General features: G+C 63.4%; 9 protein-coding genes. 4 read left to right on the forward strand and 5 right to left on the reverse strand.

All coding sequences use genetic code 11. From position 1 onward, the window contains the following. Positions 1–18 precede the first annotated feature (18 nt). Together L085_RS16340 and entS are read left to right on the forward strand one after the other, a co-directional pair. Positions 19–8,529 carry a non-ribosomal peptide synthetase gene (locus tag L085_RS16340; RefSeq protein WP_044031222.1) on the forward strand — a complete coding sequence of 2,837 codons (8,511 nt, stop codon included), beginning with the start codon at positions 19–21 and terminating at the stop codon, positions 8,527–8,529. 58 nt (positions 8,530–8,587) lie between these two features. Further along, entirely contained in the window at positions 8,588–9,871 is a 1,284-nt protein-coding gene (gene entS / locus L085_RS16345) for an enterobactin transporter EntS (RefSeq protein WP_044031223.1), read from the forward strand. Between the two features lie 4 nt (positions 9,872–9,875). On the opposite strand, the gene L085_RS16350 is transcribed toward entS, so the two are convergent. Beyond that, positions 9,876–10,235: a helix-turn-helix domain-containing protein gene (locus L085_RS16350; RefSeq protein ID WP_044031224.1), complete on the reverse strand. Its 360-nt coding sequence runs from the start codon at positions 10,233–10,235 to the stop codon at positions 9,876–9,878. A 101-nt stretch (positions 10,236–10,336) separates the two neighbouring features. Between L085_RS16350 and L085_RS16355 the strand changes: the two genes are divergently transcribed. Beyond that, the gene (locus L085_RS16355) at positions 10,337–10,891 is read left to right on the forward strand and encodes an NAD(P)H-dependent oxidoreductase (RefSeq protein ID WP_044031225.1); all 555 of its coding nucleotides are present in this window, start codon (positions 10,337–10,339) and stop codon (positions 10,889–10,891) included. Positions 10,892–10,992: 101 nt separating this feature from the next. On the opposite strand, the gene L085_RS16360 is transcribed toward L085_RS16355, so the two are convergent. The 4 genes from L085_RS16360 to L085_RS16370 all read right to left on the reverse strand — a co-directional run bounded on the left by L085_RS16360 (position 10,993) and on the right by L085_RS16370 (position 14,593). Further along, the gene (locus L085_RS16360; RefSeq protein WP_044031226.1) at positions 10,993–11,472 is read right to left on the reverse strand and encodes a GNAT family N-acetyltransferase; all 480 of its coding nucleotides are present in this window, start codon (positions 11,470–11,472) and stop codon (positions 10,993–10,995) included. A 126-nt stretch (positions 11,473–11,598) separates the two neighbouring features. After that, complete coding sequence (locus L085_RS25620) at positions 11,599–11,760, reverse strand: hypothetical protein (protein ID WP_193378771.1); 162 nt, start codon at positions 11,758–11,760, stop codon at positions 11,599–11,601. Between the two features lie 140 nt (positions 11,761–11,900). Continuing rightward, positions 11,901–13,913: a TonB-dependent copper receptor gene (locus L085_RS16365; RefSeq protein WP_343309678.1), complete on the reverse strand. Its 2,013-nt coding sequence runs from the start codon at positions 13,911–13,913 to the stop codon at positions 11,901–11,903. A gap of 278 nt (positions 13,914–14,191) precedes the next feature. Next, positions 14,192–14,593: a DUF2946 domain-containing protein gene (locus tag L085_RS16370; RefSeq protein ID WP_071591458.1), complete on the reverse strand. Its 402-nt coding sequence runs from the start codon at positions 14,591–14,593 to the stop codon at positions 14,192–14,194. Positions 14,594–14,820: 227 nt separating this feature from the next. Between L085_RS16370 and L085_RS16375 the strand changes: the two genes are divergently transcribed. After that, positions 14,821–15,429, forward strand: a complete 609-nt coding sequence (locus tag L085_RS16375) for a class I SAM-dependent methyltransferase (protein WP_004937922.1) — start codon at positions 14,821–14,823, stop codon at positions 15,427–15,429. The last annotated feature ends 2 nt before the right edge of the window (positions 15,430–15,431 follow it).

A 15,431-nucleotide genomic window follows, 5' to 3' on the forward strand; every position in this document is an offset into this window, starting at 1 on the left:
AGGGAAAGGACAGACACCATGTCAGAAACGCTTTCTTTACCGGATACTCAGGTCGAGTATCGGGATTATCCGCTGGTTGCTGCGCAACCGGGGATCTGGATCGCCGACCAAATCGCGCTGCGCCGCAACAGCTTCGCCGTGGCGCACTACACCGAACTGCACGGCGCTATCGATCGTTCGGCGCTGGAGCGCGCGATCCGTCAAGGGCTGGCCGAAGCGGATACGGTTCAGGCGCGATTCTTTGAGGCGCAGGACGGCCAGCCGGTGCAGCGTTTACCGCTGATAGCCGATCCCGCACGCGTGCAGGCGCCGGAGTGGTTCGATTTCAGCGCCCGGCCGGACGCCGAGCAGGCGGCGCTGGCGCTGATGAACAACGATCTGGCGCAGGATCTGCCGGCGGACGGCGAACGGCCGCTCTATCGCCATGCGGTGATCCGCGTCAGCGCCGATCGCTGGTTCTGGTACCAGCGCTTTCATCATCTGACCCTGGACGGCTTCAGCTTCGAGGCCATCACCCGCCGGATCGCCGATATCTATCGCGCGCTGCGTCACGGACTGTCGCCGGCGGCATCGCCGTTTACCCCGTTCGGCAAGGTGGTGGAAGAGTTTCAGCAATGGCAAACGTCGCCGGCGCGCCGGCGGGCGGCCGAATTCTGGCAACAGCATCTGCGCGATTTGCCGTCGCCGCTGTCGTTATCGACGGAGAGTCGGGAGGTTGAACCGGGCGCCCGGCCGCTCAAACAGGCGCTGGTGCTGCCGGAATCGCTGTTTGACGAAGCGCTGCGCGATGGCGCGCTGCAGTCGCTGCAACCGGCCGATATCGTCACGGCGGCGCTGGCGATGTATCTGGCGCGCATGAGCGGCGAAACCCGTTTTTCACTCGGTTTTCCTTTCATGCGCCGTATGGGCTCCCAGGCGCTGGCGGCGGTCGGCCCGGTGGTTAACGTGCTGCCGCTGCTGCTGAATGTGACGCCGGAGATGTCGCTGGCGGACGTCTGCCAGGCGACCGTGGCGCAAATCAAACAGGCGCGCCGCCATCAACGCTATGAAGCGGAGCAGATCAAACGCGATCTCGGCCTGGTCGGCGGCCATCAGGAACTGTACGGCCCGGTGATCAACGTCAAGGTTTACCACAGCGCCTTGTCCTTCGACGGCCAGGCGGCCGTTACCCATACGCTGGCGATGGGGCCGGTCGACGATCTCGAGTTTGAGATCGGCTTTCGCAACGGCGTGCTGACGCTGTCGTTGGTGGCCAGCCCGGCCAAATACTCGCCGCGCACCTTGCATCACCACGCGGAGCGCATCGGCCATTGGCTGCAGCAACTGGCGCGGCAGCCGCACCAGCCGAACGGTCAACTGACGTTGATCGGCGAAGGGGAGTTAAAGCAGCTCGCGGCCTGGGGGCGCGGCGCGCATCTGACGCCGCCGGCAGGCATGGTGTCAATCATGGATGCGTTTCAGCGCCAGGTTGAGCGGCAGCCCGAGGCGCTGGCGGTGGCCTGCGGCGATGTGCGCCTCAGCTACCGTCAGCTTTCCGAACGGGTGATGCAGCTGGGGCGAGTGCTGATCGAAAGCGGCATCGGCGCGGAAGACGTGGTCGCCATCGGCATTCCGCGCTCGGTGGACACGCTGGTCGCGCTGTTCGGCGTGTTGGCCAGCGGCGCGGCCTATATGCCGCTCGATCTGGATTACCCGCGTGAACGCCTGGCGCTGATGTGCGACGACGCGCGACCGGCGATGTTGCTGACCCACCGCGTGACGCAGGCCAATATGCCGGATCTGCCACAGGTATTGTGCCTGGACGACGCAGCGTGCCTGGCGCGCTGCGCGGCCGCCGAAGCTGCGCCGATAACGGATGCCGAACGGCGTGCGCCGCTGAACGAGGCGCATCTGGCCTATATGATTTACACCTCCGGTTCGACCGGCAAACCCAAAGGCGTGATGTCCACGCACCGCGGGCTGCTGAACCTGTTCCTGTCGCATCAGGCCTCGCTGTTTGGCCCGGCGATCGAAAAATTCCAGGCTCGCCATGGGCGCCGCCTGCGCGCCGGCCATACCGCTTCGTTCTCTTTCGACTCCTCCTGGGAACCGCTGTTCTGCATGATGATGGGCAGCGAACTGGTCATCTTCGATGAGGAGCTGCGCCGCGATCCCTGGGCGCTGCTCGAACAAACCCAACAGACGCCGATCGATCTGCTGGACATCACGCCGTCATTCTTCTCGCAACTGGTGGACTGCGGCCTGCTGAAGGGGCAGTTCCCGCTGCCGGCATTCGTGATGATCGGCGGCGAGGCGGCAACGCCGACGCTGTGGAACCTGATGCAGCAGCATCCGGAGGTGGAGATCCACAACTATTACGGCCCGTCCGAATACACCGTCGATACCCTCGGCGCGCCGGTCACGGCCGCCGAACAGCCGGTGATTGGCCGTCCCCTCGCCAATACCGAAGTCTGGCTGCTCGACGGCCGCCTGCAGCCGGTGCCGATCGGCGCGGCGGGCGAGCTGTACATTTCCGGCAAAGGCATCGCGCGCGGGTACCTGCGGCGCCCGGATCTGACGGCGGCGCGCTTTGTCGCCAATCCGTTCGCCGAAGGCGAAGTGATGTACCGCAGCGGCGATCTGATGCGCTGGAGCGCTGAGGGCCAGTTGGTGTTCATTGGCCGGACCGATCACCAAATCAAGGTGCGTGGTTTCCGCGTCGAGCTGGGTGAGGTGGAAAGCGCGCTGGCCGCCTTGCCGGACGTGGGGCGGGCGGTAGCGATCGCCGAGCCGATCGGCGCCACCTATCGCCTGATCGGCTACTGTTCGGTGCAGGATGACGCGCGCCGTGCCTCACCCTCGCTGCAAAGCGAGCTGCTGGGGCAGTTGGCGCAACGTCTGCCGGATTATATGGTGCCGGCGATCCTGGTGGTGATGCCGGAGCTGCCGCTTAACGTGAATGGCAAGATTGACCGCCAGGCGCTGCCCAAACCGCAGGAGACGCTGGCGCAAAGCATTCGCGAGCCGGCCACCGAGCAGGAAAGGCTGATTTGCGGCGCCATGGCGCAGCTGCTGGGGATGGATCGTATCGGCGCCGACGACGATTTCTTCGCGCTCGGCGGCGACAGCATCTCGGCGATGGGGCTGGGCACCGCCCTGCGGCGCAAAGGGTATCTGCTGCGGCCGCGCGAGATCTTCGCGCTGCACACCCCCGCGCGCATGGCGCAGGCGATGCAGCCGCTGGCCGTAGACTCTCAGGCTGCGCGCAGCGTGCAACAAGGCCCGATCGACGGGCTGCCGATCCTGCATTGGTTTGCCGAGACGGGCGATATGCATCGTCGCTTCGCGCACGGCGTTTTTCTGCGCGTGCCTGCCGAGCTGCAACCGGAACAGCTGCGTTATGCATTGGAACAGCTGCGTACGGCGCACCCGGCGCTGGGCGCGCGGATCCGCGAGGGGCAGTTGGTGGTTGAAACCGCCGCCGCCGGTGAGCTGATGCAGGTTCATAACGTATCCGGTGAGCTGGAGTTAGCGGCGGAACAGGCGTTTGATGCCGCACTTGACCATCTCGAACCGGCTGCAGGCACCATGATGCAAGGCATCCTGTTGCAGCGCGACGGGCAGAGCCTGGGGCTGGTGCTGGCGATCCATCACCTGGTAGTCGACGGCGTTTCCTGGCGCATCCTGCTCGACGAGCTGCGGCAGGTGGCCGACAGCGCCATGCAGGGGCAGCCAATCACCTTGCCGCCGGAAGAAACCTCGCTCTATGAGTGGTCTGCACGCCTACGAGCCGACGCTGAACGCCGGGAAGCCGAGCTGCCGTTCTGGCGGCAGATGCTGGCGGACGGCGCACCGCGTTTGGGGCGACGCGCGCTGGATCCGCTTAGCGATCGCACTGGCGACGTATCGGAAAAACGCACGTTACTCGACAGCCGGCTGACCGCCGCGCTGCTCGGCACATTGCCGCAGGGATACCGCGCGCAGGTTGAAGAGATCATGCTGTGCGCGCTGGCTCAGGCCTGCCGCCGCCGTTTCCAGGCCGCTTCGCTGCGTTTCTCTCTGGAGTCGCACGGCCGCGCAGAACTGGACGACGGACTCGATCTGGCCCGCACTGTCGGCTGGCTGACGGCGGAGTATCCGCTGCACATTGAACTGCATGACGCTGAGCACAATGAGGCCGTGCGTGCGGTGAAACGGGCGACGCGAGCGGTGGCCGATCGCGGCGTCGGTTATGGCCAGCTGCGTTATCTGCATCCGCAGCGTGACGAACTGGCGGCGCTGGCGCAGCGCAATGCGCCGGAGATCTTGTTCAACTACCTCGGGCGTTTCAGCCAGGATGAGGGGCACTGGACGCCGCAACGCAGCCAAACCCGCTTCCGCGACGCCTTCGCCGTGGCGCAGGATGCGCAACAGGCGCTGTCGTATGGCCTGGAGGTGAATATCTTTGTCGAAGAGCGGCGCGACGGCGCCTGCCTGGCGATCAACTGGAGCTGGCTGGAGGCGATTTTCAGCGAGAGCGACATTGCGCAGCTGCACAGCGGCATCGAGCAAGCGGTGCGTTCACTGTGCGAGTTTGCCGAGCGTCATCCCGAACGCGCGGCGGCAACGTTGGTGGCGGCCGAGATCGCCCAGCCGAACGTTGACGATGAGACGGTGCGCGCCTGGGAGCAAGAGTGCGGGCCGTTGGCCGCGGCGCTGCCGCTGTTGCCGTTGCAACATGGCCTGCTGTTCCATGCGCAGACGGCGCAGCAGGGCGGCAGCTATAACTCGCTGACGCGCCTGAGCCTCTGCGGCGAGCTGGACGAACATCAACTCCAGCAAGCGCTGAATGCGGTGATCCGCCGCCATCCGCAGCTGGCCGCCCGGTTCAACCGCGAGGGCGAACCGCTGCAACTGATACCGCAGGAAAGCCATTGGCCGCTGGACAGCCGTAAGCTGCCGCCGCTGTCCGAAGAGCAAGAAACGCAGGCGCTGCATGAACTGGAACAGGAAGAGCTGCAGCGCGATCTGTTTAACCAGCCGGGCGCGATGTTGCATGCGCTGCGGATCAAACACGGCGATAGCGAACGCTACACGCTGTTCCTTAACGCACACCATCTGATTGTCGACGGCTGGTCGACGCCGGTGGTGCTCAACGATCTGATGCTGGCCCTGCGTGAAGGCGAGCAGGCGTTGCCGCCGCTGCGCTCGAACTACGCCGATATCGTGCGCCGCCTGACCGCGCGGGATGCCGACGCCTCGCGCCGCCTCTGGCGTGAGACGCTGCAGGATGTGCGCCCGACGTTGTTGTTCGGTGAATCGCATGACGATAGCGTGCATGAGTTGGAAATGACGCTGCCGCCGGCCGAGGAAAGGCGCTTGCTGACCCTGTGCCGCGAGCGCGGGCTGACGCTCAATACCCTGATGCAGGGCATCTGGGCGCTGCAGCTGGCCAGCTGTTGCGGCCATCAGGACGTGGTGTTCGGCTCGCCGGTTTCCGGCCGCTTTGGCCAGATAGAAGGGATTGAGGAACACGTTGGCCTGTTCAGCAACACGCTGCCGGTGCGGGTTCGTCTGCAGCATGACCGTTCGTTGACGGATCAACTGACCGAACTGCAGCATCGGCAGATTGAACTGCTGGAGCACGACGACTTGGGCTTGGGAGAGATCCAGCATCTGGCCGGGGCGGGCACGCTGTTCGACACGCTGTTGGTGGTGGAAAACTACCCGGACAACGACGCCTTGCTTGGCGGCGCAGGTTCCTTGCGCTGCGATGCCATCCGTAACAAAGGCTATACCCACTATCCGCTGACGCTGCTGGTGCTGCCGGGCGAGCGCCTGCGTCTGCTGATGGAGTACCGCGATTCGGTGCCGCAGCCTGAACGCTTCGCCGCACGGCTGATGGCGCTGCTGCAACAATGGATAGCGCAACCGGATCTGCCGCTGCCGCGCTGGCAATTGCAAACCCCGCAGGAGCAGGCGCTGGTCGCGGCGGTCAACCGCACCGGGCAGGCGGTGGCGGACACCACCTTGCATCAGGCGATCGCCGATCAAGCGAGGCGCACGCCGGAACGCATCGCGCTGCAGGACGCCGGGCACAGCCTCAGCTACCGTGACATGCAGCGCCAGGCCGCGCTGTTGGCCGAACGGCTGACGGCGGCCGGCATTCAGCCGGGCGATATCGTCGCGGTGGCGTTGCCGCGTTCGGTGCGCCTCAGCCTGGCGCTGACGGCGATTGTGCAGACCGGCGCCGCCTGGCTGCCGCTGGATACCGGCTATCCGGACGAGCGGCTGGCCTACATGGTGGAGGACGCCAAACCACGGCTGATCGTTACCGAGAGCGCGTTGGATGCCCGCTTCGCCGCGCTGGCGCCGACGCTGCGGTTCGATGCGCTGGACGACAGCGGGCGCGAACCGGCACCGCGCCCAGCGGCGAGGAGCGGCGATTATCCCGCCTACGTGCTGTATACCTCCGGCTCTACCGGGCGGCCGAAAGGGGTGGTGGTGAACCACCGGGCGATCGTCAACCGCCTGTTCTGGATGCAGCATGAGTATGCGCTTGATGCGCAGGACGTGGTCCTGCAGAAAACGCCGTGCAGCTTCGACGTTTCCGTTTGGGAGTTATTCTGGCCGCTGATGGTCGGCGCGCGCCTGGTGATGGCGCCGCCGGAGGCGCACCGCGATCCGCAGGCGCTGACGACCTTGATCGACGACTATGGCGTGACCACGCTGCATTTCGTTCCGTCGATGTTGGCTATCTGGGTTGAGGCGCTGAACGAACGGGCGCCGCAGCGCGCCGCCGCCAGCCTGAAACGCGTGTTCTGCAGCGGCGAAGCGCTGTCGTGTGAACTGGCTTCCCGCTATCAGGCATTGGTTGCCGCGCCGCTGCATAACCTGTATGGCCCGACGGAGGCAGCGGTCGATGTTACCTATCAACCGGCGTCCGGCGAGGCATTGGCGGCGGTGAGCGGCGCCGGCGTGCCGATCGGCAAACCGGTCTGGAACACCCAACTGAGCATTCTCGACGCCATGCTGCGGCCGGTGCCCGTCGGCTGCGCCGGCGATCTCTACCTGCGCGGCATTCAGCTGGCCGACGGCTATCTGCATCGGCCGGGATTAACGGCGCAGCGGTTTGTCGCCGATCCCGCCGGCAACGGCGCGCGCATGTATCGTACCGGCGATATCGCCCGCTGGCTGGAGGACGGCAGCGTCGAGTATTTGGGCCGCAGCGACGATCAGCTGAAGATCCGCGGCCAGCGCATCGAGCTGGGTGAAATCGAGCAGGCGCTGCTGGCGCAGCCGGGGGTAGCGCAAGCGGCGGTGCACGCCATCGAACTGGGCGAGGGCGCGACGGGACTGGGCGGCGCCGATATGCGGCAGTTGGTCGCCTGGCTGATCGCCCAACCGGGCGTGACGCTGGATACCGCCGTACTGCATCAGGCGCTGGAGGCGCGTTTGCCGGCGCATATGATGCCGGTCAGCTATGTCATGACCGACAGCTTCCCGCTCAGCGCCAGCGGCAAGCTGGATCGCAAGGCGTTGCCACGGCCGCAGCTGAACCCGCAGAGCGGCCGCGCGCCGCACAGCGACAGCGAGCGCCTGCTGGCGGCGCTGTTCGGCGAACTGCTGGGGCGCGAGACGGTGTATGCCGACGACGACTTCTTCGCACTGGGCGGCCACTCGCTGCTGGCGATGCGTCTGGCGGCGGAATTGCGGCGGCGCGTCCCTCGGCCATTGACCGTCGGGCAAATCATGTTCGCCCGCAGCCTGGAGAAGATGGCGCATCTGCTTGATGACGTGCAGGCCGCCGGCTCGGCCGAGAGCCGCGGCGTCGGCGAATGCCTGCAGCTGCGGGCCGGCCAAGGCCCGGCGTTGTTCTGCCTGCATCCGGCTTCCGGTTTCGCCTGGCAGTACTCGGGGCTGAGCCGGTATCTGTCGGGGAGTTACCCGATCATAGGCCTGCAGTCGCCAAGACCGGACGGCGTCATCGCCACCTGTGAGGACATTGAGCAGATGGTCGATCGTCATCTCGCCACTCTGCGCCGCCTGCAGCCGCAGGGGCCTTACTACCTGCTGGGCTATTCGCTCGGCGGCACGCTGGCGCATTCGATGGCCGCGCGTCTGCAGCAGCAGGGTGAAGAGGTGGCGTTCCTCGGCATGCTGGATACCTATCCGCCGGAAGGCCAGGACTGGACCGGCCCCACCGAGGAAGAGGCGCAGAAGGAGGTGGCGCAGGAACAGGCCGAGTTTATGGCGGAAGATCATGGCGATCCGGCGCTGATGGCGGAGAAGGCGGCGATGTTTGACAGCATTGTCGCCAACTACCGCGACGCGGTGCGCCTTCTTTCTCAGGCGCGCAGTCAGCGTTTCCACGGCACGGCAACGCTGTTCGTCGCCGACCGGACGCTGCCGCCATTGATGGATATCAACGCCGTGTGGGCGCCGTATCTGGATGGGTTGATCTGCCATCACCAAGGCTGCGAACACGCAGACATCCTGTCGCCGGCCTCGCTGGAGACGCTCGGGCCGCTATTGCATTCGCTGCTGACGCGGCAATACGGGTTGGTATAACGCAACCGGGCCGGGGCGTGCGCCACGGCCCGTACTAAAACATGATATGCAGGACACTATGGCCAGACCTTCTTTTTTTCTTGATTTCAGTTTGCTGAGAAGCAATGCGCATTTTCGCGCGATTTTCTGCGCCCGCATGCTGTCGGTGTTTTCCCTCGGCATGCTGGCGGTGGGGGTGCCGATTCAGATCCAGGCGATGACCGGCTCCACGTTGCAGGTGGGCGTGGCGGTGGCGCTGGACGGGGTGGGCATGTTTATCGGCCTGATGCTGGGCGGGGTACTCGCCGATCGCTACGATCGCCGTAAGCTGATCCTGTTCGCGCGCGGCACCTGCGGGCTGGGCTTTGTCGCCCTGAGTCTGAACGCCTTCGCCCCGGCGCCTTCGCTGTGGGCGCTCTACCTGCTGGCGGCCTGGGACGGCTTCTTCGGCGCGCTGGGCATGACGGCGCTGATGGCGGTGATCCCGCTGCTGGTCGGGCGTGAAAACCTGGCGGCGGCGGGGGCCTTGAGCATGGTGACGGTGCGCACCGGCGCGATCCTGGCGCCGGCGCTGGGGGGGATTATCATCGTGTTCGGCGGTGTCGGTCTCGCTTTCGCCGTCGCGGCGGCAGGGACGCTGGGCACCCTGGTCCCGCTGGTGCGCTTACCGACGCTGCTGCCGCAGCAGCAGGAGCCGGAACATCCGCTGCGCGCGCTCGCCAGCGGCTTCCAGTTTGTCTGGCGCAATAAGGTGGTCGGCTCGGTGGTGTTGCTGGGGATGTTGATGAGCATCGTCGGCGCCGTCAGGGTGCTGTTTCCGGCGCTGGCGCAGGACGCTTACCACGTCGGCGCGTCCTCTATAGGCCTGATGTACTCCGCAGTGCCGCTCGGTGCGATGCTGGGCGCGCTGACCAGCGGCTGGGTGGGGCGTTTCCCTCGCCCTGGGGTGCTGATCCTGATCGCCGCTATCGTCGCGTTCACCGCCATCGCATCGCTGGGGCTGTTCAGCCATCTGGCGCCGGCGCTGTTGGCGCTGGTGTGCTACGGCTATGCCAATGCCATCGCCTCACTTCTGCAGTTCATGCTGATCCAGAGCAACACGCCGGACCATCTGCTGGGGCGGGTGAACAGCCTCGGCACCGCACAGGACGTGACCGGCGATTCGATCGGCGCGCTGGGGCTCGGCGTTCTGGGCAGGGTGTTCACCCCATTGATGAGCGTGCTGTCGTTCGGTGCGTTCGCCGCAGTGCTCAGCGTGCTGGTGGCCTGCAGCGTGCGCACGCTGCGCCAGTGCCGGCCGGCAGACGCGTTGGTCGAGCACGATGAACCCGCGCCGGCAACCTCAGCGGCGGCGGACAATTAACCCCTTATGGCACCGGCGCTTCCGGCCGGTGCTGTTCCCCCCAGTGGCACATCATGTCGATCACCGGGATCAGCGAACGCCCGCGCTCGGACAGGCTGTACTCCACCTTGGGCGGGATCTGCGGATACTCCTTTCTCACCACTAGCCGATCTTTTTCCAGCTCTTTAAGCGTCGAACTCAGCGTCTTGTACGAAATGGTGCCGATACAGCGCTGCAGTTCGTTGAACCGCAATACCGGCTTATACAGCGCCAGCCAGTAAAGAATAATCATTTTGTATTTGCCGTTGATCACCGACAGCGTATAGCCATAGCCAGTGTCTTCGAGGCTGATGCCCGTTGGGCTGCAGCGGGATTCTGCGGTCATTTACACTTTCTCCAGGGTAAGTATGTGTCGTGAGTGTGCGTATTTTACATTCTGTCAGCATACCCTAAGATGCGTCGAAACACCTGACTGGAGAACTCAGTATGAAAACCTTGGTGGTCGTGACCCATCCCGATATGGCGAACTCGGTGGTCAACAAACGTTGGCTGGAGGAACTGCGCCGCTATCCGGCGCTGTATACCGTGCACGAACTGCATCAGGCCTATCCGGACTGGCAGATCGACGTCGCCAAAGAACAGCAGTTGATTGAAGCGCATGACAACATCGTGCTGCAGTTCCCGATTTACTGGTTCAGCAGCCCGCCGCTGCTGAAAAAATGGCTGGACGACGTGCTCACCTACGGCTGGGCCTACGGTTCCCGCAGCGGCTATAAGATGCAGAACAAGAAACTGGCGCTGGCGGTCACGGCGGGCGTGCGCGCAGAAGATTACGCGCGTGAAGGGCGTTATCGCTACTCGCTGGAGGAAATCTTCCGGCCGTTTGAAGTCACCGCCGGTTACGTGCGGGCCGACTATGCTTCGTTCTTTGCCTTTTACGGCAAGGAAGCCGCTTCGGACGGGGCGGCAGAGCAGGTTCAGCAGCACGAGCTGGACAGCAGCGCGCAGGACTATCGGACATTTCTCGCCGCCCTGAATTAACGAGACTCCCCGGATGCGCCAGGGAGTGCGCATCCGGTTACTTGATGTGAACGCCGAAACCGTCTTGCCCCGGCGCGAAATGCGCTTTCAGGGGCAGCTGATTAAACGGAAAAGCGCTTTTTGATTCTGTCGACCGGCGTGCCATCGCTGAGCGGCACCTGCAGCAGACGATCGTAATCGCGAAAGCCCATTTTTTGATAATAGGCGAGGCCGCCGACGTTATCCGCCCGGATGGTGGCGTTGATGTGCTTGAAACCGTGCGACTTCGCTGCCGCTAACGTGACGGGAAACAGCGCGCTGCCAACGCCACGCACCTTCGGCGACAGGCGGGAAAAGGTGGCAATATCTGCGGTATCGGGCGGCAGTGCATCGTCAACGCTCAGCGACTGAAAGCCCACCAACAACCCATCCACCTCCGCGACCTGGCAACTCAGCGCATTGTCGCCGCTGATGAACCATTCGCTGAACTCGGCTGAGCTGAGGGGCGTTTCTATCGCGGTCGTGCCGCCGGCGCTGATCACCTCATTCAATAACTGCGTCAGCGCTTCAGCGTCTTGCGGGGTTATCGTTCTGATCTTCATTGCGTTGCTATCTCCTCCACAGGGGTTTCAGGCGTAATGAATCTGCTGGAACCATCGAAAGAAGATAGACGCAGGCGTCCGGTAATGAAATACCGGAACGTGCGGGACAAAAAACAGCGCGGGAAATTACATGAACAGGAAGCGGTCGGCCAACGGAACGCCACGCTCGAGGCGCGGTGGCAACGCGTCGTCGCGATCATCTGGCTGAGTAGCCTGCGGCGCGGCGTCTTCGGCTTTTTCGATCATCAGCTCGCCGAGCAGGGCCAGAAAACGAGTGAGCTTTTGCATATTCCCTCCGGGGCAATGATTAACCTGAGGATGATAGTAATCGCCGCCTAACCGAATGGGAAAACTTAAAACTCATATCCTAAGAACCGGATCGCATATCGCCTGACCGGGCGACGGTTATCCATCGCCCGGTGAATAGCTTAGAAGGTGACGTTAACCTTGGCCCACAGGGTGCGGCCCGGTTCATTCACCGCGCTGTTGGCCGAATAGCCGAAGGCGCTGTTGCCCGCCAGGTTGAGGTGCTCGCTGTAGGTCTTGTTCAGGATGTTATCCAGACCGGCGCTCAGCTTGACGTTTTTATTCACCTTGTAGGCGGCGTTGGCGGAGAGCACGCCGAAGCCGGCGCTTTCGGCAAAGTCTTTGCCCACCACGTTGCCTTCGTTGATCGCCACGCGGTGTTGGCTGCTGACCAAACGCCACAGGCCGGTGCCGCTCCAGTCGCCGTACTCATAGGTCAGCCCCAGACGGGCCTCCAGCGGCGGGATCTGCGGCAGCGGCCGGCCGTCGCTGGTGTTTTTGCCCCAGGAGTAAGCCAGGCTGGCATCGGTTTTCCAGTGTTCGCTCAGTTGATAACCCATGCCCATTTCGCCGCCCATGATGTTGGCGTTGACGTTATCGGCCTGGCTGAGACGCGCATTGTGCGGATCGTATTTGAACAGGATGAAATCATCGACGCGGCCCACATACGCGGAGACCCAGCCGTTGAAGCGTTTGCCGTTGTACTGCGCGCCGATGTCGAGCTGCGTGGTTTTCTCACTCTTGACGCTGGAGAACGGATCCTTGCTGCCGTTCGGGCCGAGCTTCGGCGAGAACAGCTCCCAGTAATCCGGGAAGCGCTCGGTATAACCGACGCCGGCATACAGCATCAGCGGCAGCTCGGCCAGCGTGTGCTCAAGGCGCATAAAGCCGCTCGGCAGGGTGTCGGAACGCTCCGCATCGCCGCCGCTGCGGAAGTTTTCCACCAGGGTGCGATCGAGACGCGCGCCGCCGATCAGCTTATCCTGCTCGCTGGTGGACCACGTCAGCTCGCCGAAGGCGCCGTAGCTGTTGAACTGGGCGTCTTTTTCCCAGCTGCCGCGGCTCATGCTGCGGTGGGTGTTGGTTTGGGTGTCCAGACCGCTTTCCAGCTTCACGTCCTGCCATTGCCAGGTGCCCATCACGCGGCCGCCGACGGTACGGCGATCGAGCTGCATCGTCATGCCGGAGGACATCATATGCCCGCCATGGCCGCCCATGCTCATGCCGCCATGGCCGCCGTGCCCACCCATGCCGCCGCCGCCCGGCGAGCGCAGGGTGACGTTGTCCATCACGTGGTTGGCGTAGTTGTAGTAGACCTGCGCTTCCAGCTTATCCAGCACCTCGCCGATGTTGGATTTTTCCACCCGCATGCCCAGGCTTTCGCGCTTGAACTGCGAACCGTCCATGCTGCGGCCGGCATAGCGCGCTTCGCCGTTGCCGCGACCCATGGTGACTTCCAGCAGCGTATCGGCATCCGGCGTCCAGCCGAGCGCCAGATCGCCGTTCCATTTGTCCCAGCGCGACGGCACGCGCGTATGGGTGCCGTCCTGATAATCGTTGGCGCGGGATTTGTTGGCCATCACCCGCAAGTAACCTTGCTCGGCGCCGAGGCTGGCGTCGATATTCTCGTCCCAGCGGCCGTTGGAGCCGGTCAGCACGCTGGCGTTGCCTTTGACGCCCGGCTTGTCGAAGCGCGGGCGTTCACGTTCGAAACGCACGGTGCCCGCCGACGATCCCGGCCCCCACAGCACCGTCTGCGGCCCTTTGGTGATGGTCAGCAGATCGAAACTTTCCGGCGAGATATAAGAGGTGGGCGCATCCATTCTCGATGGGCAGGCGCCCAGCATTTCCGAACCGTCGGTGAGGATCTTCAACCGCGAACCGAACATGCCGCGGAACACCGGATCGCCGTTGGTGCCGCCGTTGCGGATCTGAGAAAAGCCGGGAATGGTTTTCAGATAGTCCGAACCGTCACTGGCGGGCACCGGCTGGCGCGGAGTTTTCGGTGACGTCACGATGGTCAGCGGAGAGTAGAGTGGTGCGGTGACGGTGATCACGTCGCCATCATTAACCTGCGCGTCGGTAGGGTGCTGATGCGCCTGCGCCGCGTGGCCGGCCAGCAGGAACAGCGGCATGGCGGTGGTAATGGCGCGGGTGGCGGCGTTCTTTTTATAAACGGGTTTAAACATCATCTTTCCTTAAGCTAACTTTTTCCGTTCTTGGCCGAGGGATTATTCAGGCGTGGGGAGGCCTGGCGTAAATCACCATCGGTAAATACGGGGGTTAATTCCCTGAACGTGGAAATAACCGGGCTAATAATGTCGTCTCGATGATTAACCATTGGGCGAATTAATTCCGCCGGGTTGAAGCGATCAACGGCAATACAGAGAACGGCAATGGGCTTATTGTTAAATCAGAGGAAAGAGACGGGCGGCGCGCGCGGCTGTAATTCGGTGTGAACGACGTGGGCAAACAGGGGAACGAGATAGTGGATCGGCGGCGGGCGCGAAGCCAGCGGCAGGGACCAGAACAGCGGGGCGTGGCTCACGTCCAGCAGCGGCGCATGCAACAACAGCACGCAGTAGCCGCAGGCGCTGTCGTCCATCATCATCGCCATGTTGTGGTGGCCGCCGCCGTGCTGCATCAGCGGCTGCGCGGCTTTTTCAGGTTCAGGCGGCGGCGAGTGCATCTCGTGATGTATCGGCATATCCATGCCGCAATCCGCCATGACGGTCGTTCCAGCACTTCCGGCGCGTACATGCTCCAGGGATCGCGAGATCACCGGCGCAATGAACAACATCAGAATGGCAAACATCCCTAACCAGGCGGCGGCCCGATTTCGCGATGCATGGGGCTGAATTAACGACACAATCAACCTAAAAAAGGGTTAACACAGGGTAGGGAATTGTACTGGTTTATGTCGAAATGTTAAAACCTTTTATTTCTGGTCAACGGCCTGTTGATGAATATATTATCGGATAAGCGCGTTAACTCTGACCAAAGGCTATTTTTTTGCGCCAATAACGTGACGGGGCAATATTAATGACGGAAAAACTGGCGAGCACGATTATTCCGCTTTATGACGAACATGCCGCCGCCTGGGAACGCCTCAGACCCATCACGCTGTTTGAGCGGCCGTGGCTCGACCGCTTTTTACAGCTTACCCCGGCCAATGCGCGGCTGCTCGATCTCGGCTGCGGCAATGGCGCGCCGATCGCCGCCTATTTTATTGAACAAGGGTATCGAGTCACCGGCATCGACGGTGCGCAGGCGATGATCGCGCGCTGCCGGCAGCGTTTTCCACAGCAGGAGTGGCGGCAGATGGATATGCGCCAGCTGAATCTGGCGACAAGATTCGACGGCCTGCTGGCCTGGGACAGCTTCTTCCATTTGGCGCGCGACGATCAGCGCCGCATGTTTCTACTGTTCAGACGGCACGCCAAGCCGAATGCCGCACTGATGTTCACCAGCGGCCCTGCAGACGGCGTGGCGATCGGCAATTTCGAAGGCCAGCCGCTGTTTCACGCCAGCCTGGCGCCGGAGGAGTATACGCGCTTGCTGCAAGAGAACGGCTTCCGCGTGGTCGATCATGTGGTGGAAGATCCCGCCTGCGGGGGAAGAACGGTCTGGTTAGCGCAAAGCATTGAGTGACA

The sequence above is a fragment of the Serratia sp. FS14 genome (assembly GCF_000695995.1).
Classification (GTDB): Bacteria; Pseudomonadota; Gammaproteobacteria; order Enterobacterales; family Enterobacteriaceae; genus Serratia; species Serratia nematodiphila.

Bases quoted from the DNA above. Each gene is read 5' to 3' on its own strand.
- L085_RS16360 (WP_044031226.1), bottom strand. From the start codon at position 11,472: ATGAAGATCAGAACGATAACCCCGCAAGACGCTGAAGCGCTGACGCAG.
- L085_RS16340 (WP_044031222.1), top strand. From the start codon at position 19: ATGTCAGAAACGCTTTCTTTACCGGATACTCAGGTCGAGTATCGGGAT.
- entS (WP_044031223.1), top strand. From the start codon at position 8,588: ATGGCCAGACCTTCTTTTTTTCTTGATTTCAGTTTGCTGAGAAGCAAT.
- L085_RS25620 (WP_193378771.1), bottom strand. From the start codon at position 11,760: ATGCAAAAGCTCACTCGTTTTCTGGCCCTGCTCGGCGAGCTGATGATC.
- L085_RS16370 (WP_071591458.1), bottom strand. From the start codon at position 14,593: ATGTTTGCCATTCTGATGTTGTTCATTGCGCCGGTGATCTCGCGATCC.
- L085_RS16350 (WP_044031224.1), bottom strand. From the start codon at position 10,235: ATGACCGCAGAATCCCGCTGCAGCCCAACGGGCATCAGCCTCGAAGAC.
- L085_RS16365 (WP_343309678.1), bottom strand. From the start codon at position 13,913: ATGCCGCTGTTCCTGCTGGCCGGCCACGCGGCGCAGGCGCATCAGCAC.
- L085_RS16375 (WP_004937922.1), top strand. From the start codon at position 14,821: ATGACGGAAAAACTGGCGAGCACGATTATTCCGCTTTATGACGAACAT.
- L085_RS16355 (WP_044031225.1), top strand. From the start codon at position 10,337: ATGAAAACCTTGGTGGTCGTGACCCATCCCGATATGGCGAACTCGGTG.